Origin of the sequence: Ramlibacter sp. PS3R-8, from assembly GCF_037572435.1 — a bacterium.
Taxonomy (GTDB): Bacteria; Pseudomonadota; Gammaproteobacteria; order Burkholderiales; family Burkholderiaceae_C; genus Ramlibacter.
Genome location: NZ_JBBHGT010000003.1, coordinates 238130 through 259018, shown reverse-complemented (window position 1 = coordinate 259018; position 20889 = coordinate 238130). Strand labels below are relative to the sequence as shown.

Annotated in this window: 20 protein-coding genes; 7 read left to right on the top strand and 13 right to left on the bottom strand. The window is 68.0% G+C overall.

What is annotated here, in order from left to right; translation table 11 throughout:
* Window position 1 precedes the first annotated feature (1 nt).
* The 12 genes from WG902_RS12635 to WG902_RS12580 form a co-directional block, all read right to left on the bottom strand.
* Window positions 2-1441 carry a C13 family peptidase gene (locus WG902_RS12635; protein ID WP_340060441.1) on the bottom strand — a complete coding sequence of 480 codons (1440 nt, stop codon included), beginning with the start codon at window positions 1439-1441 and terminating at the stop codon, window positions 2-4.
* 31 nt (window positions 1442-1472) lie between these two features.
* Window positions 1473-2333: a formate dehydrogenase accessory sulfurtransferase FdhD gene (locus tag WG902_RS12630; RefSeq protein WP_340060440.1), complete on the bottom strand. Its 861-nt coding sequence runs from the start codon at window positions 2331-2333 to the stop codon at window positions 1473-1475.
* A 71-nt stretch (window positions 2334-2404) separates the two neighbouring features.
* Window positions 2405-2998, bottom strand: a complete 594-nt coding sequence (locus WG902_RS12625; RefSeq protein ID WP_340060439.1) for a hypothetical protein — start codon at window positions 2996-2998, stop codon at window positions 2405-2407.
* A gap of 13 nt (window positions 2999-3011) precedes the next feature.
* The gene (locus WG902_RS12620; protein WP_340060438.1) at window positions 3012-4253 is read right to left on the bottom strand and encodes a formate dehydrogenase subunit gamma; all 1242 of its coding nucleotides are present in this window, start codon (window positions 4251-4253) and stop codon (window positions 3012-3014) included.
* Complete coding sequence (locus WG902_RS12615; RefSeq protein WP_340060437.1) at window positions 4237-4470, bottom strand: hypothetical protein; 234 nt, start codon at window positions 4468-4470, stop codon at window positions 4237-4239. Before WG902_RS12615 ends, WG902_RS12620 begins: the two co-directional genes overlap by 17 nt.
* Window positions 4467-5084, bottom strand: coding sequence for a formate dehydrogenase FDH3 subunit beta (gene fdh3B / locus WG902_RS12610; RefSeq protein ID WP_340060436.1), 618 nt, complete (start codon window positions 5082-5084; stop codon window positions 4467-4469). Before fdh3B ends, WG902_RS12615 begins: the two co-directional genes overlap by 4 nt.
* Before the next feature lie 21 nt (window positions 5085-5105).
* Complete coding sequence (locus WG902_RS12605) at window positions 5106-8075, bottom strand: formate dehydrogenase subunit alpha (RefSeq protein WP_340060435.1); 2970 nt, start codon at window positions 8073-8075, stop codon at window positions 5106-5108.
* 15 nt (window positions 8076-8090) lie between these two features.
* Entirely contained in the window at window positions 8091-8300 is a 210-nt protein-coding gene (locus WG902_RS12600; protein ID WP_340060434.1) for a twin-arginine translocation signal domain-containing protein, read from the bottom strand.
* A 185-nt stretch (window positions 8301-8485) separates the two neighbouring features.
* Window positions 8486-9103 carry a TorD/DmsD family molecular chaperone gene (locus WG902_RS12595; protein ID WP_340060433.1) on the bottom strand — a complete coding sequence of 206 codons (618 nt, stop codon included), beginning with the start codon at window positions 9101-9103 and terminating at the stop codon, window positions 8486-8488.
* Window positions 9104-9159: 56 nt separating this feature from the next.
* Complete coding sequence (locus WG902_RS12590) at window positions 9160-11247, bottom strand: 4Fe-4S binding protein (protein WP_340060432.1); 2088 nt, start codon at window positions 11245-11247, stop codon at window positions 9160-9162.
* Window positions 11174-11833 carry a DUF3306 domain-containing protein gene (locus tag WG902_RS12585; protein WP_340060430.1) on the bottom strand — a complete coding sequence of 220 codons (660 nt, stop codon included), beginning with the start codon at window positions 11831-11833 and terminating at the stop codon, window positions 11174-11176. Before WG902_RS12585 ends, WG902_RS12590 begins: the two co-directional genes overlap by 74 nt.
* The gene (locus WG902_RS12580; RefSeq protein WP_340060429.1) at window positions 11826-12380 is read right to left on the bottom strand and encodes a DUF3305 domain-containing protein; all 555 of its coding nucleotides are present in this window, start codon (window positions 12378-12380) and stop codon (window positions 11826-11828) included. Before WG902_RS12580 ends, WG902_RS12585 begins: the two co-directional genes overlap by 8 nt.
* Before the next feature lie 86 nt (window positions 12381-12466).
* Between WG902_RS12580 and WG902_RS12575 the strand changes: the two genes are divergently transcribed.
* The gene (locus WG902_RS12575) at window positions 12467-12868 is read left to right on the top strand and encodes a hypothetical protein (RefSeq protein ID WP_340060428.1); all 402 of its coding nucleotides are present in this window, start codon (window positions 12467-12469) and stop codon (window positions 12866-12868) included.
* A 20-nt stretch (window positions 12869-12888) separates the two neighbouring features.
* Here WG902_RS12575 and apbC read toward each other — a convergent pair whose 3' ends face one another.
* Window positions 12889-13977, bottom strand: a complete 1089-nt coding sequence (apbC, locus tag WG902_RS12570) for an iron-sulfur cluster carrier protein ApbC (RefSeq protein ID WP_340060427.1) — start codon at window positions 13975-13977, stop codon at window positions 12889-12891.
* 77 nt (window positions 13978-14054) lie between these two features.
* Here apbC and metG point away from each other — a divergent pair, with 77 nt between their 5' ends.
* From metG to nadB, 6 genes are read left to right on the top strand one after another with little or no spacing between them, the layout of a single operon-like run.
* Window positions 14055-16136 (top strand): methionine--tRNA ligase, encoded by a 2082-nt coding sequence (gene metG / locus WG902_RS12565; RefSeq protein WP_340060426.1) that lies wholly within the window; start codon window positions 14055-14057, stop codon window positions 16134-16136.
* 47 nt (window positions 16137-16183) lie between these two features.
* Window positions 16184-16384 (top strand): hypothetical protein, encoded by a 201-nt coding sequence (locus WG902_RS12560; protein ID WP_340060425.1) that lies wholly within the window; start codon window positions 16184-16186, stop codon window positions 16382-16384.
* A gap of 25 nt (window positions 16385-16409) precedes the next feature.
* The gene (locus WG902_RS12555; protein WP_340060424.1) at window positions 16410-18035 is read left to right on the top strand and encodes a SulP family inorganic anion transporter; all 1626 of its coding nucleotides are present in this window, start codon (window positions 16410-16412) and stop codon (window positions 18033-18035) included.
* A gap of 51 nt (window positions 18036-18086) precedes the next feature.
* The gene (locus tag WG902_RS12550; RefSeq protein WP_340060423.1) at window positions 18087-18317 is read left to right on the top strand and encodes a DUF3460 family protein; all 231 of its coding nucleotides are present in this window, start codon (window positions 18087-18089) and stop codon (window positions 18315-18317) included.
* A gap of 13 nt (window positions 18318-18330) precedes the next feature.
* Complete coding sequence (locus WG902_RS12545) at window positions 18331-19185, top strand: segregation and condensation protein A (protein ID WP_340060422.1); 855 nt, start codon at window positions 18331-18333, stop codon at window positions 19183-19185.
* Between the two features lie 22 nt (window positions 19186-19207).
* A complete protein-coding gene (gene nadB, locus WG902_RS12540) occupies window positions 19208-20788 on the top strand; it encodes an L-aspartate oxidase (RefSeq protein ID WP_340060421.1) in 1581 nt (526 codons plus the stop codon).
* The last annotated feature ends 101 nt before the right edge of the window (window positions 20789-20889 follow it).

The following is a 20889-nucleotide window of genomic DNA, read 5'->3' as shown; positions in this document are numbered from 1 at the left end:
GTCAGGGCCGCGACGCCGCGGGCAGCCCATCCAGCCGCTTTTCCAGCTCGGCCAGCAGCGGGCGCACGCGTTCCCCTATGCTGATCTGCGGGTTGGAAAAGCCGTCCTGCTTGCCCGCTTCGTTCTCGCGCCGGCGGATCAGCGGCACGGCGGCGGCGAATGCGCGCTCGAACGAATGGGTCTTGCGCAACTGTTCATCGAACAGCGCGCGGCCGAAGAAGGTGAGGTCGGACAGCTTGCCGCAGCCGTAGGACGTGTGGTCCGCGTCGGCCGCGGTCATCACCAGCGTGCTCTCGCTCGCCAGCGGCCCGACCCAGCCGCCGGAAAAGCAGGCCGAGATCGCGATCACCCGGTTGCGGATGCCGGCTTCGTCCAGTGCCGCCCGCAGTTCCCCAGGGCTGACGGTGTCCACCTGCAGCGGCGGGTTGGATGCGGCCAGCTGGAAGTCGCCCGCGCCGTGCGACGTCAGGTACACCACCAGCAAGTCGCGCTCGCGGTCCATCCGCTTGGCGACCGCCGCGATGGCGCGCTTCAGGTTCAGCGGCGTGGCCCACGGCAGCGTCTCCGCCGTGTCGACGTGGTTCACCAGTTGCAGCACGCGGCCCTGGGCGTCGAAGCGTTGCGCCAGCACGCCGGCCACCATGGCGCTTTCGCGGCGGAACACGTCCTCCTCGCCGTAGGGCGCGAACACGATGCCGTAGACGTCCGTCACGCCGGGGCGCTCCGCCGCCACCTGGTCCAGCGCACGCTGCAGCACGACCTGCTGGGTCTCGATGGTTTCCTGCGACAGCGTCAGTCCGGGCGGTGGCTCCGGCGCCTGCGCGATCGGCTCCCAGGGGCGGTCCGTGAATTGCCAGGCGGTGAGGCCGAAGATCACCAGGAGCCCGGCGAACAACGACGCAAGCCCGCGCGCGTGCACGCCGAAGGCGGACGCCAGGCGCACCGCGATGGCGAGAGTCCACGTCAGCAGTGTCACGTAGGCCAGCCAGGCGAAGGCGCCGGAGTCGGCCAGCACGCCGGGCAGCAGGTCGCGCGCATGCAGCGCGCCGAGCACCTGGGACACCAGCCCCGGCACCAGCGACGCCACCAGCCACAACGCGAGCCAGCTTGCCAGCCCGGAGGGGCGATCCGCCTCGCGCCGCGGCAGCAGCGCCCACAGCAGGAACACCAGGCCGGACACCGTCCACCACGATCCCAGCCAGGCGCGCACGTTGAACTGCGCCGGCCCCGGCACTTCGAGCCGCCCCAGGGCCAGCTCGATCGTGACGGCAATGAGGGTCAGCACGAACAGCTCGTGCACGCGCGGCGACGCGCCGGCCACGCCCTTGGGGCGCAACAGCACGGCGGCGCGCAGGCCTTCGCGCAGCCAGGCGCCCACGCCCAGCGCGGCGTCGCGCGCAGCAGCCGGCGGTGCAGCCTCGCCGTGGACGGTGTCGTTCATACCGGGATCATGCCACCCTGCGTCGCGCGCTTCAGGAGGCGGAACGCAGGCGCTGGCCGGCCAGTTCGGGCTGCAGCACCAGCCGCTGCGCCGCGGTGTAGCAGATGAAGTGCCGGCCCGTCGCCCGGCCCACGGTGCACAGGCCGACGCGCTCGGCGATCTCGTATCCCATCTGCGTGGTGCCGCTGCGCGAAACGACGATGGCCACGCCCATCTGCGCCGCCTTGATCACCATCTCGCTGGTCAGGCGCCCGGTGGTGTAGAACACCAGCGGCTGGTCGGGCGTCGCTGCCGCGGGCTGGTCGGATTCGCGCAGCCACATCCAGCCCGCGATCGTGTCCACCGCGTTGTGACGGCCCACGTCCTCGATGAACAGCAGCATCTCCTCGCCCTGGAACAGCGCGCAGCCATGCACCGAACCGGCCGACTTGTATGTGCTCTCCTGCAGCCGGATCGCGTTGACGATCGCGTACAGCTGTGCCTGCGCCAGGCGCGCTTCGGGCAGCCGCAGGCTGTCCACTTCCTCCATGAGGCCGCCGAACACGCTGCCCTGCCCGCACCCGGTGGTGACCACGCGCCTGGACGTGCGCTCCTCGATGCGATCGATGCCCTTGTGCGTCTTCACCGCGGCGGAACCGACCTCCCAGTCCACGGTGACCGATTCCACCTCGTCGATGGATTGCACCAGGCGCTGGTTGCGCAGGTAGCCCAGCACCAGCCATTCGGGCCGGGCGCCCAGCGTCATCAAGGTGACCAGCTCGCGCTTGTCCACGTAGACGGTCAGGGGCCGCTCGGCGGGAATCGAAATGGTCTCGGCCTCGCCGTGCTGGTTGACGACGGGCACGCTGCGAGTCAGCGGGGCGCGGGCTTCGGTGAGCCGGGGGCGGGGCATGGCCAGAGGCTAACGCAAATGACAAGGCCAGCCCGGGAGGCTGGCCTTGGGATGGGAAGGAAACGCGGGAACTACTTCTTCGGCGTCGTCGCGCCGGTGACAGCCGGGCCGGGCGAGGACACGCTGGGCTTGGAAGGCGCCATCTCGGCGGAATTCGAGCGCACGCTCGGCGGGCTCGCGGCCGTGGCAGTGGGGGAATGCGCGCCGGAGCTTTCCAGCGGCTTCTGCGCAGGCGCCGTCGGCGCGGCCACATAAGTGAAGGGCCCGGGCTCCACGCACGTGGGAATGGCCATCGGCGCGGCTGCGGTCGCCACCCCCGCCACCGGCGTGCTGCCGCCCTGCGAGGCAGTGGCCGCGGTCGGCGTGGGCGCCGCCGCGGCGGTGGCCGCCGGTGCGGCAGCGGGCGCGGCTGCCGCGGCAGGCGCACCTGGAGCAGCCGGCGCGGCCATGGCGGGCCTGGAGCCGCGGGTCGCCTTGTATTGGGCAGCCACCCGGTCCTGTGCCTTGCACAGCTGGTAGGAATCGACCTTGGCCTGCCACGCCGTCTTGGCCGCGGCTTCGGCCGCCTTGGCCTTGGCCGCCTCGTCCAGCACCGGCGGCGGGATCTTGGCGAAGGCTGCGCCGGAAACGGCCAGTGCGGCCACGGTGAGCATGAAGCTTTTCATCTGCGTCCTCTCGTCAGGCCGGCCGCGCGCGGTCGGCAGGGTCGTCCACCATCACCAGCGGCTTGCTGCGCTGCGCCGGGATCTTGCCGGACTGGATGTCCTCGTACCAATAGGCGTGGTGCTCGCGCGCCCACTCGTCGTCGACATAGCCTTCGCGCATGCCGCGGTAGGCGCCGCGCATGCCGATCGTGCCCATGTAGATGTGCGCCATCAGCATCACCATCATCAGCACCGCGGCGATGGCGTGCACCATGTGCGCCACCTGCATCTGGCCGCGCTCGTAGACCAGGTTGGGGATGAGCTTGTCCAGCACCAGGCCGGAACCGATGACGATGGCCCCGAGCAGCAGGTTGCCGATCCAGAACATCCCCTTCTCGCCCGCATTGAAGCGGTGCGAGGGCGCGTGGCCCTTGCCCAGGATGCCGCCCAGGCGCATCAGCCACGCCACGTCGCCGCGCTGCGGCAGGTTGTCCTTGATGAAGGTGAGGATCACGATCACCAGCGACACCACGAACAGCGGCCCGACGAAGTTGTGCAGGTTCTTCAGCAGGTAGGTGAAGTAGCCGAACAGGGTCTGGCCGATCACCGGAAGCAGGAAGAACTTGCCGAAGGCCATGACGATCCCGGAGATCGCGAGCGTCACGAAAGCGATGGCATTGGCCCAGTGCGCGGCGCGCTCGAACGGGGTGAAGCGCTCGATGCGGCGGCCGCCGCGACCGTCCGCCTTGCCCATGGGTCCCTTGGCGAAATAGAAGATGCCGATCGCGAGGGCCACGATCAGCAGCAGCGAGCCGCCATAAGGCAGGATCCAGCTGTTGCGCACCTGCCGCCACGCTTCGCCCGCGGTGATCATGCGCGTGCCGGGGTATTGCACCGGGGCCTGGATCAGCACGCCCGCTTCGGGCGCCTGGCTCCTGGGCAGGCTGCTGTAACCCTCGACGCCACGGAAGACGTCGCGCCACATCGGCGCGTTGTTGCCGGGCTGGACGCGGTTGCGCTGGCCGTTGCTCTGCTCCATGTAGCCGGGTTCGGAGGAAGCGTCGCGCTTCACCTCGGGCTTCACTTCGAAGATGTTCTGGCCCTGGATGCCGCCGGCGCCTTGGCCGGGCACCGGGTCGTCCGGCAGCTGCCGGGCCGGAGCCGTGGTGGTGGACGAACCGCCCGCCGGCGCGGCGCCGGTGGACTGGGCGAACGCGGGGCCGCCCAGGGCCACCGCCGTCAATGCGGCAGCGAGGAACTCAAGGAACCTTGGCATAGTCGTTCTGGCCCTGCACGGTGCGGACTTTCAACTGCTGTTCCCAGGCGGCGCGGTCACCCTGCTTCCAGCCCGCCGCCATGTACGGCGGCTGCTTGCTGGTGCCGCTGAAGGGGCTGGTGTCGGCCTTGATGCCACTGGCCGTCTGCTCGCGGTCGGCGCAACCGGCGACGGCGAACGCCGCCGCGGCCAGTGAGAGGACGATCAGGCTTTTCATGACTTGGCTCCACCCGGCTGGCCGGCTTGCTTGGAACCGTAGGCGGTGCCCCAGCCCCAGACTTCGGCGCCCTTGCCGCGCTTGAGCACGCGGTTGCGGAAGATGTCCGCCACCACGTCGCCGTCGCCCGCGAGCAGCGCCTTGGTCGAGCACATCTCCGCGCAGGCCGGCAGCTTGCCTTCGGCCAGGCGGTTGCGGCCGTACTTCTCGAACTCGGCCTGCGAGCCGTTGGCCTCGGGGCCGCCGGCGCAGAAGGTGCACTTGTCCATCTTGCCGCGCACGCCGAAGGTGCCGGCCGACGGGAACTGCGGCGCGCCGAACGGGCAGGCGTAGCTGCAGTAGCCGCAGCCGATGCAGGTGTCCTTGTCGTGCAGCACCACGCCCTCTTCCGTGCGGTAGAAGGTGTTGGTGGGGCAGACCGCCATGCAGGGCGCGTCGGAGCAGTGCATGCAGGCCACCGAGATCGACTTCTCGCCCGGCACGCCGTCGTTGAGGGTCACGACGCGCCGGCGGTTCACGCCCCACGGCACTTCGTGCTCGTTCTTGCAGGCCGTGACGCAGCCGTTGCATTCGATGCAACGCTCCGAATCACAGATGAATTTCATTCTTGCCATGTCTGTCTCCGGTGCAGGTCTTTAGGCCGCGCGTTCAATGTTGCAGATCGTCGTCTTGGTCTCTTGCATCATGGTGACGCTGTCATACCCGTAGGTCGTGGCGGTGTTGACCGCTTCGCCGCGCACCACCGGCGCCGCGCCGTTGGGGTAGTACGGCAGCATGTCCGCGCCCTGCCAGCGGCCGGAGAAGTGGAACGGCATCCACACCGTGTCCTCGCCGACGCGCTCGGTCACCAGCGCCTGCACGTTCAGCTGCGCGCCGGTGGGCGAGCGCAGCCAGACGCGGTCGCCGTTCTTGATCTGCCGGGTGGCCGCCGTCTTCGGGTTGATCTCCACGAAGGCTTCCTGCTGCAGTTCGGCCAGCCAGGGGTTGGAGCGCGTTTCCTCCCCGCCGCCTTCGTATTCGACCAGCCGGCCGGACGTGAGGATCAGCGGGAACTTCTCGTGCACCTTGTCCTGGATGTTCTTGTCCTGCAAGGTCTTGTACAGCGTGGGCGCGCGCCAGAACGCCTTCTTGTCCTCGTGCGTCGGGTACTTGGCCACCAGGTCGGGCCGCGTGCTGTAGATCGGCTCGCGGTGCTGCGGGATCGGGTCCGGGAAGTTCCACACCACCGCGCGCGCCTTGGCGTTGCCGAAACAGTGGATGCCGTGGTTCTTCATGGCCACGCGGATCAGGCCGCCGGAGTTGTCGGTCTTCCAGTTCTTGCCCTGGGCGGCCGCCTGCTCGGTGGGCGTGAGCTCGTCCCACCAGCCCAGCTTCTTGATCAGCAGGTGGTCGACTTCCGGGTAGCCGGTGGTGATCTCGGAGCCCAGCGAGTGGGAGCCGTCCTCGGCCAGCAGGTTGATGCCTTCCTTCTCCACGCCGAAGTTCGCGCGGAAGCAGCCGCCGCCATCCATCACGTGCTTGCTGTTGTCGTACAGGTTGGGCGAGCCGGGGTGCTTGAGCTCCGGCGTGCCATAGCACGGCCAGGGCAGGCCGAAGTAGTCGCCCTGGATGTCGTAGCCGGTCTCCTTGTCCTTGACGCTGGTCTTGGCCTTGAGCGTCTTGACGTCGAAGTGGCCCATGAGGCGCATGTGCGCCTTCAGCCGCTCGGGGCTCTGCCCCGTGTAGCCGATGGTCCACATGCACTTGTTGATCTCGCGCAGGATGTCCTCGGGCACCGGCTCGTCCAGTCCCTTGATCTTCTGCATCTTGTAGTTCTTGACCAGTTCCTTGCCGAAGCCGAGCTTGTCGGCCAGCTGGTACATGATCATGTGGTCGCTGCGGCTTTCCCACAGCGGCTCGATCACCATCTCGCGCCACTGCAGCGAGCGGTTGGAGGCCGTGGCGGAGCCGCTGGTTTCGAACTGCGTGGCGGCCGGCAGCAGGTACACCGCGCGGTTCGGGTTCAGGTCCTTCGGGTCGCCCGGCATCGCCGCCATGGCCGCCGTGGCGGAGGGATACGGGTCCACCACCACCAGCAGGTCCAGCTTGTCCATGGCCCGCTTCATCTCCAGGCCGCGGGTCTGCGAGTTGGGCGCATGGCCCCAGTAGAAGACGGCGCGCAGGTTGGGGTCCTGGTCGAGCATCTCGTTCTTCTCGAGGACGCCGTCGATCCAGCGGGACACCGTCATGCCGGGCTTGGTCATCATGCCGGCGTTCTGGAATCTCCCCTTCATCCACTCGTAGTCGACGCCCCAGGCGGTGGCGAAGTGGCGCCAGGCACCGTCGGCGACGCCGTAGTAGCCGGGCAGCGAGTCGGGGTTGGGGCCGATGTCGGTGGCGCCCTGCACGTTGTCGTGGCCGCGGAAGATGTTGGCGCCGCCGCCGGACACGCCGACGTTGCCCAGCGCCAGCTGCACGATGCAGGAAGCGCGGACCATCGCGTTGCCGATGGAGTGCTGCGTCTGGCCCATGCACCACACGATGGTGGAGGGACGGTTCTTGGCCATCGTCTCGGCGGCCTTGAAGACTTCGGCTTCCGGCACGCCGCACGCTTCGAACACCTTGTCCGGCGTCCACTTGGCCAGCACGTCCTCGCGCACCTTGTCCATGCCGTACACGCGGTCGGCGATGTACTTCTTGTCTTCCCAGCCGTTCTTGAAGATGTGGTACAGGATGCCGAACAGCAGCGGAATGTCGCCGCCGGAGCGGAAGCGGATGTACTGGTCCGCCTTGGCGGCCGTGCGCGTGAAGCGCGGGTCGCACACGATCATCTTGGTGCCGGTTTCCTTGGCGTGCAGCATGTGCAGCATGGACACCGGGTGCGCCTCGGCGGCATTCGAACCGATATACAGGGCAGCCTTGCTGTTCTGCATGTCGTTGTAGGAGTTCGTCATCGCGCCGTAGCCCCACGTGTTCGCGACGCCGGCGACGGTGGTGGAGTGGCAGATGCGGGCCTGGTGGTCGCAGTTGTTGCTGCCCCACATGCTGACGAACTTGCGCATCAGGTAGGACTGCTCGTTCGAATGCTTGGACGAGCCGATCCAGAACACCGACTCCGGCCCGCTGGCCTTGCGCAGGTCGTTCAGGCGCGCGGCGATCTCGTTGAGCGCCGTGTCCCAGCTGATGCGCTCGTACTTGCCGTTCACCAGCTTCATCGGGTAGCGCAGGCGGAATTCGCCGTGGCCGTGCTCGCGAATCGCCGCGCCCTTGGCGCAGTGCGCGCCCAGGTTGATCGGCGAATCGAACACCGGCTCCTGCCGCACCCACACGCCGTTCTCCACCACCGCGTCGATGGCGCAGCCCACCGAGCAGTGCGTGCAGACCGTGCGCTTGACCTCGATGCGGCCTTCGCCGATGGCCGGGCCCTTGCCGTCCGCCGCCCTGGCCTTCTTGACCAGCATCAGCGAGGAGGCGGCGATGCCGACCCCTACCCCCAGGCCGGAGCGGCGCAGGAAGGCGCGGCGGTCCATGGTGGGGAGCGCGGAGGAGAGGCCTCGCTGCAGGGAGTGGACGAAAGGCGAGCGTGCGTTGGCCTGCGCGGCCCCCGGCTTCTTCGTGAGCAACATGGATGTCTCCCGCTGTTAGACGAGCGTGGTCTTGTAATAGCGCTTGATGTGTTCCGACAGGTGATAGCCGCCGCCGCCCTCGGGCGCCGGCCGCTTTTCCGTGACGGGAGCCTCGGCGGGCTCGGACAAGGGAAGCGTCACCACGGCGGCGGTGGCAGCACCGGCGGCTGCGGCTCCCAACATGAACCCGCGGCGCGAGGGCCGGGGCTTGAGGCTTTCGGGCATGTTCGTCTCCTGGAGCTCTTGTGAACTACTCTTCATACTGTAGTGGAGGGAAAACTTCACGGCAATCGTTAGCATGCCTATTCGCCTAGGGGAAACGCGAAGCTGCAAGCCACTCGACAGGAATTCGTCTCAGATTGCGACACCGCATGACGGAATTTCCGTAAGGCAGGGAATAAAGGGCGGGCTCACGCCAGCATGTCGAAGCCTTGCGCTTCGACGCTGACGAAGGCGCGCGTGAAGGCGGCCAGCACCGCATAGAACTGCGCTTTCGGGTGCGCGGTTATTGCATCGCACAATGCGTTCACCCAGGGCAGCAGGTGCGTGGCGAAGAATTCGGACTGGCGCGTGAGGTTGGCTACCGCGACGTCGTCGCCGGCGATCAGGTAGCGCATCACCTCGCAGACATAGGCGATGTGGTCCTCGGTTTCCGGCATCGTGTCGTCGCGCCCGAGTCCCAGCCCGGCGAGCGTTTCGCGCAGGCGCGCCAGCGGCTTTTCGTTGAGGAAACCACTCATGTAGTGCGACCCGAACAGGTACACCTCGGGTTTGCCCACGCCGCCGAACAGCGCGTCGAATTCGCGGGCGATGGTGGCCTGGTCGAATTCGCGCGCCGCGCCCACGAGGGCGCGCCACGGCTCCTCCAGGAAAGCCCCTTGCGCCGGCGCATCGGTGGCAGCCACGCGCAAGGCCGAGAGCAGTTCCTCCGGCGGCGGCTGGTAATAGAGTTGCGCCAGCAGCCCGTAGATTTCCGCCCGCGCGGTTTCCTCGTCCAGGGCGCTGGTGGTCGGCAGGGGTTCGAGCATTCAGTAAACCTCCATGCTACGCATTGCGGTATTCGCCTTGGGGCGGCCCGGCGGCTTCATAGATCGTTGATGCGCGACTCGTTCGGATTGGTGTGCAGGTCGATCACCCGGCAGTCGCCGCACATCTTCAGGCGCTCCAGCGCGGCGCCCTGGAACATCGAATGGCCCGACAGCTTGGTGAGCATGGTCTCGATGGCCTTGAGCGTGCCGAAAGGCTTGGCGCAGCGCACGCAGGCGAACGGCCTGGCTTCGTTGAGCACGCGCGACTGCTTGCGCTCGGGGGTGAGCAGCAGGCGCGGCTGCAGCGCGATGGCCTGCTCGGGGCAGGTGGTGGCGCAAAGACCGCACTGCACGCAGTTCTTCTCGACGAAGCGCAGCTGCGGCGCGGTCTGGTTGTCCTGCAGGGCGCTCGACGGGCAGGCGCCGACGCAGCTCATGCACAGCGTGCACTTGTCCTTGTCGACCGTGATGCCGCCGAACAGCGACCCGGGTTGGAGGGCGATGACTTCCGGCTGCTTGCCGGCGTGCTCGACCAGGTGGTCCAGCGCCAGGTCCACCGTCGTGCGCTTCTCGGCGGAAACGTTGAAGCGGGCACGCGCCTTCGGCGTGGCGCCGCGCCGGCGGGTGACGAGTTGCAGGTGCTGGTCCAGGTCCGCCGCGTCGCGCGCGCGCACCATGCTGAAGTGGCTGCCTTCGTAGCCCAGGCCTTCCAGCACGGCCTGCGCCACCTGCATCTGGCTTTCCAGCGCGTCGACGTACTGGGGCGCCTCCTCGCTCGTGACCACCACGGCGATGTGGGCTGCTCCCTGGGCGACTGCCGAGAGCCAGAGGTCGATGCCGACGCTGGCCACGTGCCAGACGGCCAGCGGGATCACGTTGGCGGGCACGCCCTGCGTCGCACCGATGCGTGCGCCGCGGCCGACGTCCTCGACCAGCCGCTGGCCGAGCTCCTGGCTGTGGAGCAGCAGCACGGGAGCGCTGCCGCCGGCCTGCTCGTACGTGGACAGCATGGTGCGGATCTTGAGACCTTGCTCCCCCGCGCGCGGGTAGGCGTAGGAGATCGCGCCGGTGGGGCAGACGGTGGTGCAGGCGCCGCAGCCGACGCACAGGTTGGGATTGACCTTGATCTGCTGGCGCGATTTCTCGCTGGAGATCGCCTCGGCCGAGCAGACCTCGATGCACGCGTTGCAGCCGACTTGCTCGTTGCGGCTGTGCGCGCACAGCTTCTGCTTGTAGGTGAAGAACTTCGGCTTCTCGAACTCGCCGACCAGGTCGCGCAGCTTGAGCACCGTGTCCAGCGCCTTGGCGCCGGTGGCGTCCTCGGGCTTGAGGTGGAAGTAGCCTTGCGGCGGCGCGTGCTGCAGGAAGGCGGGCTGCTGCCGCAGGTCCAGCACCAGGTCGAAGCTCTCGGTGTGGGGCACCGGCTCGCGGGTGAAGTCGATCGCGCCGGCCACGTCGCACACCTTCACGCAGGAGCGATGGCTCTTGCAGGCGAGCATGTTGACCTGGTAGTCCAGGCCGATGGCTTGTTCCGGGCACGCGGCCACGCAGGCATTGCAGCGCGTGCACAAGTCCAGGTCGATCGGGTTGTCCTGCGCCCACTCCAGCGAGAAGGCGCCGAGCCATCCCGAGAGCTTGACGATGCGGCCGCCCACGATCGGGAAGCGGCGCTCCTGCGCGCCGCTGCCGCCGCGCGAGAAGATGGTGATGTCCAGGGCGCCGCCGGCGACCGCGGCGAAGCGCTCGGCTTCCTGCAGCGGCCCGATCACGAGCAGGCGGCCGGCGCTCTTGTAGGTGACGGTGGGGACGGGTTCCGGCTCGGGCAGTTTCGCGGAGGCCAGCAGCGCGGCCAGCTTGGGCATGGCGCTTTTCGCGTCGCGGCTCCAGCCGCCGGTCTCGCGGATGTTGACGAAGCGGATCGGCGAGATGGCGCCTTCGGTCTGCTGCCCGAGCTCGCCGAACAGGCGCTTTTCCTGGGTGCAGGCCACGACCACGTCGTCGCCGGTTTTCACTGCCTGCTGGAACGCGCCGGCTTCGCGGCGGCACAGCGTGGAGTGCAGCGTCAGGTTTTCATCGAGAGCCCGCCCCAGGGCCTTCGGGTCCAGGGGCATCGTCTTGTTGCAGTCGCAAATCAGGGTCGGCATGGTCTTCCGCCGGCGGTAAGGCGTGCTCGGTCGGGGTGCTGGACTGTGCCACGGTTTCGACGGGTCCCGCATCAGCGGCTTCCCTCACCGCAGGGCCTTTGTCGGTTACCTCGTCCGCAGCACCCTCCTCCTCTTCCTTCTCCTCGAAGAGGTTCAGGAATTTGGCGCTGGCCAGCTGGCGCAACCATTCCGGCGGAATCGGATCGGGCTTGCCGTAGTCCCCGATGTAGATGTCCAGGCCATCCATCACGTTGAAGTGGGGATCGGCCCACAGCTTCTTCATCGCGGCGTTGCGTACCTCGGGCGCAACGTCGGGCTGGACGTAGCGGCGAAAGTCGGAGGCGGGGGTGAGGGATTCGGCGTCGGCGAGGGTTGGGGGGGGCGGGGGCTCGTCCCGCTGCCCCTCACCCCGGCCCTCTCCCCGGGAGGGAGAGGGGGCTTCAAGACTCCCTTTCCCGCTTGCGGGAGAGGGCTGGGGTGAGGGTTGGAGCGCGTCAACACCCTTCACCGGTTCCGCCGGCACCGCCTCCCCCTGCCGCACGGCCTCCTTGCGCTTGGCCCAGCGGCCCAGGAATCCGTCAGCCACGGCCTTCGCCTCCGCCGTACTTCTTGCCGGTGCTCACCGAGGCCGGTTGGCCGAAACGGTCCGACAGGGACTTGAAGCTTTCCGGGCGCTTGCGCTTCTTCTTCTGCTCCGGCTCGTAATGCGCCTGGGCGAACTCGCCCATCCAGTCGACGATGTGCGGCGGCGCCGGAACGTTCTCCACCGTCTCCTGGGCGTCCAGCCAGCGGGCGGCTTCGTTGTAGCTCAGCGTCACGATCAGCGGCCGCGGAATGGGCTCGGGCGCGATGCTGGGCTCGTCCTCCATGCGCCACAGGACGAACCAGGCCGGCGCAGGCGTGGTGACATTCAGGTAGTAGCCCTCCGCTTCGTCGCGGAACAGTTCCGCGCGAAAGCCCGGGTGCAGCCAGCGCTCGCCGTCAGCGTCCTGGTGAAGGAGCCGGGGCTCCGTCCCGAAGGCTTGTTCGTCGGCCACCACTTCGGCGAGCTCCCATCGCCACGGCTGCCAGTGACTGGCCGTGCGCACCTTGCGCATGATCACGGCGACGTCGACGGCGGGACGGGTTGTCATGGGGATCATTGTGCAGCAGCAACACAAAGGGCTCTCAGCGCGTCCGCCTACAGACAAGGCTTTAGCTCAAGCGCACTCTCGCGCTCATGAACACCTGCTCCACCGCCGCTCCCCTCCTCGCGCCGAAGCGCACTGGCCTCGCCAGGCACTCCCTGGCCCGGGCCATGCTGGCGGTGGGTGGAGCGTTCTGCGTCGCAGCCGCCGGCCTCGCCCTGTGGCCCGAGCAGGCAGCGGCCGCGGCGCCGGCGGAAGTCGCCACGCCGTACCAGCGTGCGGCGGCCCCGGTTCGCCACCGCTGCGACACCTGCGGCGTGATCGAGAACATCCGCCACAGCGAAAGCAAGGACGGAACCGCGGCCTACTACGAGTTCGACGTGCGCCTGCCCAATGGATCCCTGCGCCAGAGCCGGGACACGCAAGCCGGCATCTGGCAAGTGGGCGAGCGCATGCAGCTGCTGGGCGGCGAACGCACCTGGAGCGCCCAGTAAGGGCCGGCTCCCGGCAGCCGTCAGGTGTTCTTGGACACCGAGATCGTCGGGAATTTCGAGGAGAAATCCTTGGCCCTGGAAGCGATCTTGATCGCGACCTGGCGCGCGATGCTCTTGTACATGCGCGCCGCTTCGCTGTCCGGGTCCGCCACCACCGTGGGCTTGCCGCTGTCCGCCTGCTGGCGGATGTGCATCGCCAGCGGCAGCGCGCCCAGGTACTCGATGCCCTTCTCCTGCGCGTAGCGCTTGCCGCCACCCTCGCCGAAGATGTGCTCGGCGTGGCCGCAGCTGCTGCAGATGTGCACCGCCATGTTCTCGATCACGCCCAGGATCGGGACGCCGACCTTCTCGAACATCGTGACGGCCTTGCGCGCATCGATCAGCGCGATGTCCTGCGGCGTGGTGACGATCACCGCGCCGGTCATCGGCACGCGCTGTGACAGCGTGAGCTGGATGTCGCCGGTGCCCGGCGGCATGTCGACGATCAGGTAATCGAGGTCAGCCCAGTTGGTCTGCCGCAGCAGCTGCTCCAGTGCCTGGGTGGCCATCGGGCCGCGCCAGATCATGGCTTCGTCCTGGTTCACCAGGAAGCCGATGGACATGACCTGCACGCCGTGGTTTTCCAGCGGCTCCATGGTCTGGCCATCATCGCTTTCGGGACGGCGGTCGATGCCCAGCATCATCGGCTGGCTGGGGCCGTAGATGTCGGCGTCCAGCACGCCCACCTTGGCGCCCTCGGCCGCCAACGCCAGCGCCAGGTTGGCGGCGGTGGTGCTCTTGCCCACCCCGCCCTTGCCCGAGGCGACGGCGATGATGTTCTTGACGTTGGGCATCAACTGCACGCCGCGCTGCACGGCGTGCGCCGTCACCTTGGTGGTGATGTTCACCGACACGTTCTCGACGCCCGGCACGGACTTGGCCGCTGCCACGAGCGCCTTGCGCATCGCCGGCACCTGGCTCTTGGCCGGGTAGCCCAGTTCGACGTCGAACGAAACCTCCCCGCCTTCGACCTGCACGTTCTTCACGGCCTTGGTGCTGACGAAATCCTTGCCCGTGTTCGGGTCGTTCACGCCCGCCAATGCGGCGAGCAACTGTTCCTGGGTGGCCATTGAGCTTGTCTCTCTCTAGTTCCGGCAAGTGTACCGGCGCTGTCTAAAATGGCCGGTTCCGCCTCCGAAAAGCCCCCATGTCCCAGCGCAAGCTCTTCGTCACCACCGCCCTGCCGTACGCCAACGGCAAGTTCCACATCGGCCACATCATGGAATACATCCAGGCCGACATCTGGGTGCGGCACCAGCGGATGCAGGGGAGCATGGTGCACTTCGTGGGGGCCGACGACGCGCACGGTGCGCCGATCATGATCGCCGCCGAGAAGGCGGGGAAGTCGCCGCAACAGTTCGTGGGCGAGATCGCGGCCGGCCGCAAGGAATACCTCGACGGCTTCCACATCCGCTTCGACAACTGGCATTCCACCGACAGCAAGGAAAATACCGAGCTGGCGCAGCAGATCTACCGGGACCTCAAGGCCAACGGCCTGATCGCCAGCAAGACCATCGAGCAGTTCTTCGACCCGGCAAAGCAGATGTTCCTGCCGGACCGGTTCATCAAGGGCGAGTGCCCCAACTGCCACGCGAAGGACCAGTACGGCGACAACTGCGAGGTGTGCAGCAAGGTCTATTCGCCCACCGACCTGATCAACCCGTACTCGGCGCTGTCCGGGGCGAAGCCGGAGCTGAAAAGCTCCGAGCACTTCTTCTTCAAGCTGTCCGACCCGCGGAGCATGGACTTCCTGAAGAAGTGGACGGCCAGCGGCACCGTGCAGCCGGAGGTGCTGAACAAGATCAGCGAATGGCTGGTGCCGGACGCGGACGGCAAGACCGCGCTGGGCGACTGGGACATCAGCCGCGACGCCCCTTACTTCGGCATCGAGATCCCGGATGCACCCGGCAAGTACTTCTATGTCTGGCTCGACGCGCCCGTGGGCTACCTCGCGTCGCTCAAGAACTACTTCGACAAGGGTGGGGCCAGGGCGGCGGGCGAGAGCCGCTCGTACGAGGACTTCATCGCCGACCCCGCGACCGAGCAGTACCACTTCATCGGCAAGGACATCATCACCTTCCACACGCTGTTCTGGCCGGCGATGCTGCACTTCAGCGGTCGCAAGACGCCCAACGCCATCTTCGTGCACGGCTTCCTGACCGTGAACAACGGCGAGAAGATGAGCAAGAGCCGCGGCACCGGCCTCGACCCGCTGAAGTACCTGTCGCTCGGAATGAACCCCGAGTGGCTGCGCTACTACCTGGCCGCCAAGCTGAATGGGCGCAACGAAGACATCGACTTCAATGCCGAGGACTTCATGGCGCGGGTCAACAGCGACCTCGTGGGCAAGTACGTCAACATCGCCAGCCGCGCGGTCCGGTTCGTTCCGGGGGGCAAGCTCGTCGCCGGGGAACCCTTGGCCGCCATCGATCCGGCGGCCCTGGTGGGGGCGGTGCGCGGACTGTACGAATCACGCGATTACGCCAGGGCGCTGCGCGAGGTCATGGCCGTGGCGGACCACGTCAACACGGCATTCGACGCCGCTGCGCCCTGGAAGCTGGCCAAGGAAGGACAGGGCGGCGAGGCGGCGGCCGTGGGCAGCTGGTGCCTGCAGATGTTCCGCCTGCTCACGGCCTGCCTGCGGCCCGTGCTGCCGCAGCTCGCAGGCCAGGCCGAAGCCTTCCTGCAATGCGATGCGCTGGACTGGACCAACGCGGCGCAGCCGCTGCCGGCCGGCCACGTGGTGGGCGGCTACAAGCACCTGATGCAGCGGGTGGAGGAAAAGCAGCTGGATGCGTTGTTCGAGGTGCCGGCTGGCGAAGAGCCCTCGCCCCAGCCCTCTCCCGCAGGCGGGACAGGGAGTGATCCGGGGGGCGAGCCTGTCGCCCCCAGCATCACGATCGATGACTTCCTGAAAGTCGACATGCGCATCGCGAAGATCGTCGAGTGCAAGGCGGTGGAAGGCTCGACGAAGTTGCTGCAGCTGTCGCTGGACGTCGGCGAAGGCCGCCTGCGCAACGTGTTCTCCGGCATCGCATCGGCCTACAAGCCTGAAGACCTGGTGGGAAAGTTCACCGTGGTCGTCGCCAACCTGGCGCCGCGCAAGATGAAGTTCGGCGTCAGCGAAGGCATGGTGTTGTCGGCCAGCCATGCGGACGGCAAGGCGCAGCCCGGGATCTACGTGCTCACGGCCTGGCCCGGCGCGCAGCCGGGCATGCGGGTCCGCTGAGATGTAAAGGCCCGCTCCGGCGCAGGCCGCTGCGTTAAGCTCGTGCGATGCATTACCTCATCCGCGCGGCCCTTGCGGCCACCGTCGCGGCCACCCTGAGTGGCTGTGCCGTCATCGGTGTCGCCGGCCTGGCCGTGACGGCCGGCTCGCTCGCCGTCGATGCGGCGGTCGGCACCGTCAAGATCACCGGCAAGGCGGTCGGCATGGCGGCGGGCGCGGTGCTGCCGTCAGGCGATTCCGGCAAGTAGCTCAGCGGGCGTAGACTGCCCGCCATTGAAACTGCCCTTCGTCTTCCGCCCGCGCCTGCTGGATGACCTGCGCGGCTACGACCGGACCCGCTTCGCCCGGGACCTCGGCGCCGGCGTCAGCGTCGGCATCGTGGCCCTGCCGCTGGCGATGGCCTTCGCCATCGCGTCGGGACTCAAGCCGGAGGCCGGGCTGTGGACCGCGATCATCGCGGGCCTGCTGATCTCCGTCTTCGGCGGCTCCAGCGTGCAGATCGGCGGGCCGGCGGGCGCGTTCATCGTCATCGTCTACGGCATCCTCGAGCGCTACGGACTGGCCAACCTGATGATCGCCACCTCTTGCGCCGGCGTGCTGCTGTTCCTGCTTGGGGTGCTGCGGCTCGGGCGCATGGTGCGCTACGTTCCGGTCAGCATCGTGATCGGCTTCACCAACGGCATCGCGGTGCTGATCGCCGCCTCGCAGGTGAAGGACTTGCTGGGCCTGGCCATTCCCAGGATGCCGGCCGACTTCTTCACGCAATTGAAGACGATCGCCGCGCACATCGGCACCTCCAATCCCTTTGCCTTCGTACTGGGCGCCGCCTGCCTGCTGGGCCTGTTCGTGTGGCCGCGCCTGTGGCAGGCACGCTCGCCCATGCGCGCGGCCTGGGACATCCCCGGCATGCGCCAGGCCAGCGAAGTGGGGGCGCGCGTTCCCGGGCCGGTGGTCGCGCTCGTCACCCTGACGCTGGCCGCGTGGTATTTCGCATTGCCGGTCGAAACCATCGGCAGCCGCTTCGGCGGCATTCCCAGCGGGCTGCCGGCCTTCGTGCTGCCGGAATTCAGCTGGGAGACGGTCAAGCTGCTGGTCACGCCCACCCTGACCATCGCCCTGCTGGGCGCCGTCGAGTCGCTGCTGTGCGCCCGCGTGGCGGACCAGCTCTCGCCCACGCCACGGCACGATCCCAACCAGGAGCTGATGGCCCAGGGCATCGCCAACTTCGTGGTGCCGTTCTTCGGCGGCATGCCGGCCACGGGCACCATCGCCCGTACCGTCACCAACATCCGCTCCGGCGGCACCACGCCGGTGGCGGGTATCGTGCACGCCGGCACGCTGGCCTTGGTGGTCCTGCTCGCGGCCCCATTGGCGCTGCTGGTGCCGCTGTCCGTGCTGGCCGGCATCCTGCTGTTCGTGGCCTGGAACATGGGAGAGTGGAAAGAGTTCGCCCACTTGCGACGGTACAGCACGCACTACCGGTTGCTGATGCTGGGCACCTTCGTGCTGACCGTGGTGTTCGACCTCACCGTGGCGGTGCAGGTGGGGCTGGTCGCTGCATGCGTGCTGTTCATCCAGAGGATGGGTTCCCTCTTCAGCGTGGAGCGCGTGGCCGACGACGCCGCGCTGCTGCGCTACAAGCTGTACGGCTCGCTGTTCTTCGGCGCGGCCGCCAAGATCGACCCCGTGGTGCAGGCCGTGGAGACCGGCCCGGAGCGGCCCGAGGTGGTGCTGGATGCCCTGCACCTGGTCCACCTGGACACCTCGGGGCTCGATGCGCTGCGGCAGTTGCACAAGGCGGTGCAGCTGCGCGAAGGGACGCTGCGCATCGAGAACCTGCAGCAGCAGCCGCGCGAGGTGATCGAGCGCGGCGGGCTGGTCAGGGAGCTGGAAGGCTAGCCCCACCCCGGACCTCCTCCGGAGGGGGAGGAGCAAGACGTAAAATGGCGCATGGCCAGTTTCCTCCAGCGTATCTTCCGGCGCCCCGACTACCGCTCCGACATCACCCAGTTCATCGAGCAGCTCAAGACCGAGCGGCCCGACCTGGAGGCGCAGCAGCGCGCCGGCCGCTCGATCTGGTGGGACAAGAACCTGGACCGCGACGCCATCGCCGACTGGAAACAGGCCGGCGTGCCGCAGAAGGCGTACGTGTACGGCGACGACCCGCGCCAGCGCCGCTGAAGCGGCCTGCGCCATGGACAGCACCAGCACGACCGTCCTGCCCGAGCCGCCGGCCGACGAGGTGACCGGCATGCCAGGCGTGGTCGACCAGGTGGCGCTCGCGCGCCTGTACGGCGAACCGCTGTTCGCCATGCCGCACGACCTGTACATCCCGCCGGACGCGCTGGAGATCTTCCTCGAGGCCTTCGAGGGACCGCTCGACCTGCTGCTGTACCTGATCCGCAAGCAGAACTTCAACATCCTCGACATCCCGATGGCGGCGGTGACCCGCCAGTACCTGACGTACGTCGACGAGATCCGCGAGCGCAACCTCGAACTGGCCGCCGAGTACCTGCTGATGGCGGCGATGCTGATCGAGATCAAGTCGCGCATGCTGCTGCCGCCGCGCAAGACGGCCGAGGGCCAGGAAGCCGAGGACCCGCGGGCCGAGCTGGTGCGCCGCCTGCTGGAATACGAGCAGATGAAGGCCGCGGCCTTTCGCATCAACGAGATCCCGCAGCTGGGCCGCGACGTGCTGCGCGCGCAGGTGTACATCGAGCAGTCGCTGCAGCCCCGCTTCCCCGACGTGAACGCGGCGGACCTGCAGGAAGCCTGGCGCGACATCCTGCGGCGCGCCAAGCTGGTCCAGCACCACAAGATCACCCGCGAGGAGCTCTCGGTGCGCGAGCACATGAGCATGCTGCTGAAGGCGCTGCAGGGTCGCAAGTTCGTGGAGTTCGAGCACCTGTTCGACGCGGCCAAGGGCGTGCCGGTTCTGATCGTGACCTTCATCGCCATGCTGGAGCTGGCCAAGGAAACGCTGATCGAGTTGACGCAAGCCGAGGCCTACGCGCCGATCTACGTTCGCCTCTCGTACCAGCCCGCATGAAAAACACCGACAAAGGGTCGCCTTGAGCCAAGCCATTTCCCACGACTTCGACGTCCTCATCGTGGGCAGCGGCCTGGCCGGCCTGTCCGCCGCGCTGCACCTCGCGGCGACGCACCGCGTGGCCATCCTCACAAAGCGGTCCATGAACGACGGCTCCAGCGGCTGGGCGCAAGGCGGCATCGCCGCGGTGATGGACAAGGGCGACAGCTTCGACGCGCACGTCGACGACACCTTGATCGCGGGCGCGGGCCTGTCCGATCCTGCCGCCACCCGGTTCGTCGTCGAACACGCGCCCGAAAGCATCCGCTGGCTGCAAAGCCTGGGCGTGCCGTTCACCGAGGACGACGGCCACCTGCACCTCACGCGCGAAGGCGGGCATAGCGCGCGCCGCATCGTCCACGTGACCGACGCCACCGGCGCCGCCGTGCAGCAGACGCTGATCCAGCGCGTCAAGCAGACGCCCAACATCACGCTGCTGGAACACCACATGCTGGTGGACCTGATCATCGCGTCCAAGCTAGGCCACCAGCCCGAGCGCTGCCTGGGGCTGTACGCGCTGGACGAAACCACGGACGAAGTGCTCACCTTCCGCGCGCCGCACACCATCCTGGCCACCGGCGGCGCGGGCAAGGTCTACCTGTACACGACGAACCCGGACACATCCACCGGCGACGGCATCGCGGCCGCGTGGCGCGCCGGCTGCCGGGTGACGAACATGGAGTTCATCCAGTTCCATCCCACCTGCCTGTATCACCCGCACGTCAAGAACTTCCTGATCTCCGAAGCCGTGCGTGGCGAGGGCGGCCGGCTGATGCTGCCGGACGGCACCCGCTTCATGCCCAGCCACGATCCGCGCCTGGAACTCGCTCCGCGCGACGTGGTGGCGCGCGCGATCGACTTCGAGATGAAGAAGCACGGGCTGGACTGCGTGCAGCTCGACATCTCCCACCAACCGCCGGAATTCGTGAAGGAGCACTTCCCGAACATCTACGCGCGCTGCCTGGATCTCGGCATCGACATCACGAAAGAGCCCATCCCCGTGGTGCCCGCGGCGCATTACACCTGCGGCGGCATCCACACGGACCTCTCCGGCCGCACCGACCTGCCGGGCCTGCACGCGATCGGCGAGACCGCGTACACCGGCCTGCACGGCGCCAACCGGCTGGCCAGCAACTCGCTGGTGGAGTGCATGGTGTTCGCCCGCTCCGCCGCCACCGACATCCTGGCCACGCAACTGCCGCAGCCGCCCGCCGTGGCGCCCTGGGACGACAGCCGCGTGACGGACGCCGACGAAGCGGTCGTGATCTCGCACAATTGGGACGAGCTGCGCCGCTTCATGTGGGACTACGTGGGCATCGTGCGCACCAACAAGCGGCTGGACCGCGCGGCGCACCGCATCAAGCTGCTGCAGGAAGAGATCCAGGAGTTCTACAGCGCCTTCCATGTCACGCGCGACCTGCTGGAGCTGCGCAACCTGGTGACGGTGGCGGAGCTGATCGTGCGCTCCGCGCAGGCGCGGCACGAAAGCCGCGGCCTGCATTTCAGCCGCGACTACCCGGGGTTGGCAAAGCAAGCCGTGCCGACCATCCTGTCGCCGGCCTGAGGCCGCGCATTGGCGCGCCCGCGCCGCAACCCGGCGACCGGGCGTCGGTCGGTTGCATCCGGCCATCCGGACACGCACGCTTCCGGTCGCTCTCTCTTGGC

Coding starts and splice junctions, on each gene's coding strand:
- WG902_RS12635 (WP_340060441.1), bottom strand. CDS start 1,441: ATGAACGACACCGTCCACGGCGAGGCTGCACCGCCGGCTGCTGCGCGC.
- WG902_RS12590 (WP_340060432.1), bottom strand. CDS start 11,247: ATGCCGACCCTGATTTGCGACTGCAACAAGACGATGCCCCTGGACCCG.
- WG902_RS12550 (WP_340060423.1), top strand. CDS start 18,087: ATGGCCAGTTTCCTCCAGCGTATCTTCCGGCGCCCCGACTACCGCTCC.
- WG902_RS12605 (WP_340060435.1), bottom strand. CDS start 8,075: ATGTTGCTCACGAAGAAGCCGGGGGCCGCGCAGGCCAACGCACGCTCG.
- WG902_RS12575 (WP_340060428.1), top strand. CDS start 12,467: ATGAACACCTGCTCCACCGCCGCTCCCCTCCTCGCGCCGAAGCGCACT.
- fdh3B (WP_340060436.1), bottom strand. CDS start 5,084: ATGGCAAGAATGAAATTCATCTGTGATTCGGAGCGTTGCATCGAATGC.
- WG902_RS12595 (WP_340060433.1), bottom strand. CDS start 9,103: ATGCTCGAACCCCTGCCGACCACCAGCGCCCTGGACGAGGAAACCGCG.
- WG902_RS12615 (WP_340060437.1), bottom strand. CDS start 4,470: ATGAAAAGCCTGATCGTCCTCTCACTGGCCGCGGCGGCGTTCGCCGTC.
- WG902_RS12620 (WP_340060438.1), bottom strand. CDS start 4,253: ATGCCAAGGTTCCTTGAGTTCCTCGCTGCCGCATTGACGGCGGTGGCC.
- WG902_RS12580 (WP_340060429.1), bottom strand. CDS start 12,380: ATGACAACCCGTCCCGCCGTCGACGTCGCCGTGATCATGCGCAAGGTG.
- WG902_RS12560 (WP_340060425.1), top strand. CDS start 16,184: ATGCATTACCTCATCCGCGCGGCCCTTGCGGCCACCGTCGCGGCCACC.
- apbC (WP_340060427.1), bottom strand. CDS start 13,977: ATGGCCACCCAGGAACAGTTGCTCGCCGCATTGGCGGGCGTGAACGAC.
- WG902_RS12630 (WP_340060440.1), bottom strand. CDS start 2,333: ATGCCCCGCCCCCGGCTCACCGAAGCCCGCGCCCCGCTGACTCGCAGC.
- WG902_RS12600 (WP_340060434.1), bottom strand. CDS start 8,300: ATGCCCGAAAGCCTCAAGCCCCGGCCCTCGCGCCGCGGGTTCATGTTG.
- metG (WP_340060426.1), top strand. CDS start 14,055: ATGTCCCAGCGCAAGCTCTTCGTCACCACCGCCCTGCCGTACGCCAAC.
- WG902_RS12545 (WP_340060422.1), top strand. CDS start 18,331: ATGGACAGCACCAGCACGACCGTCCTGCCCGAGCCGCCGGCCGACGAG.
- WG902_RS12625 (WP_340060439.1), bottom strand. CDS start 2,998: ATGAAAAGCTTCATGCTCACCGTGGCCGCACTGGCCGTTTCCGGCGCA.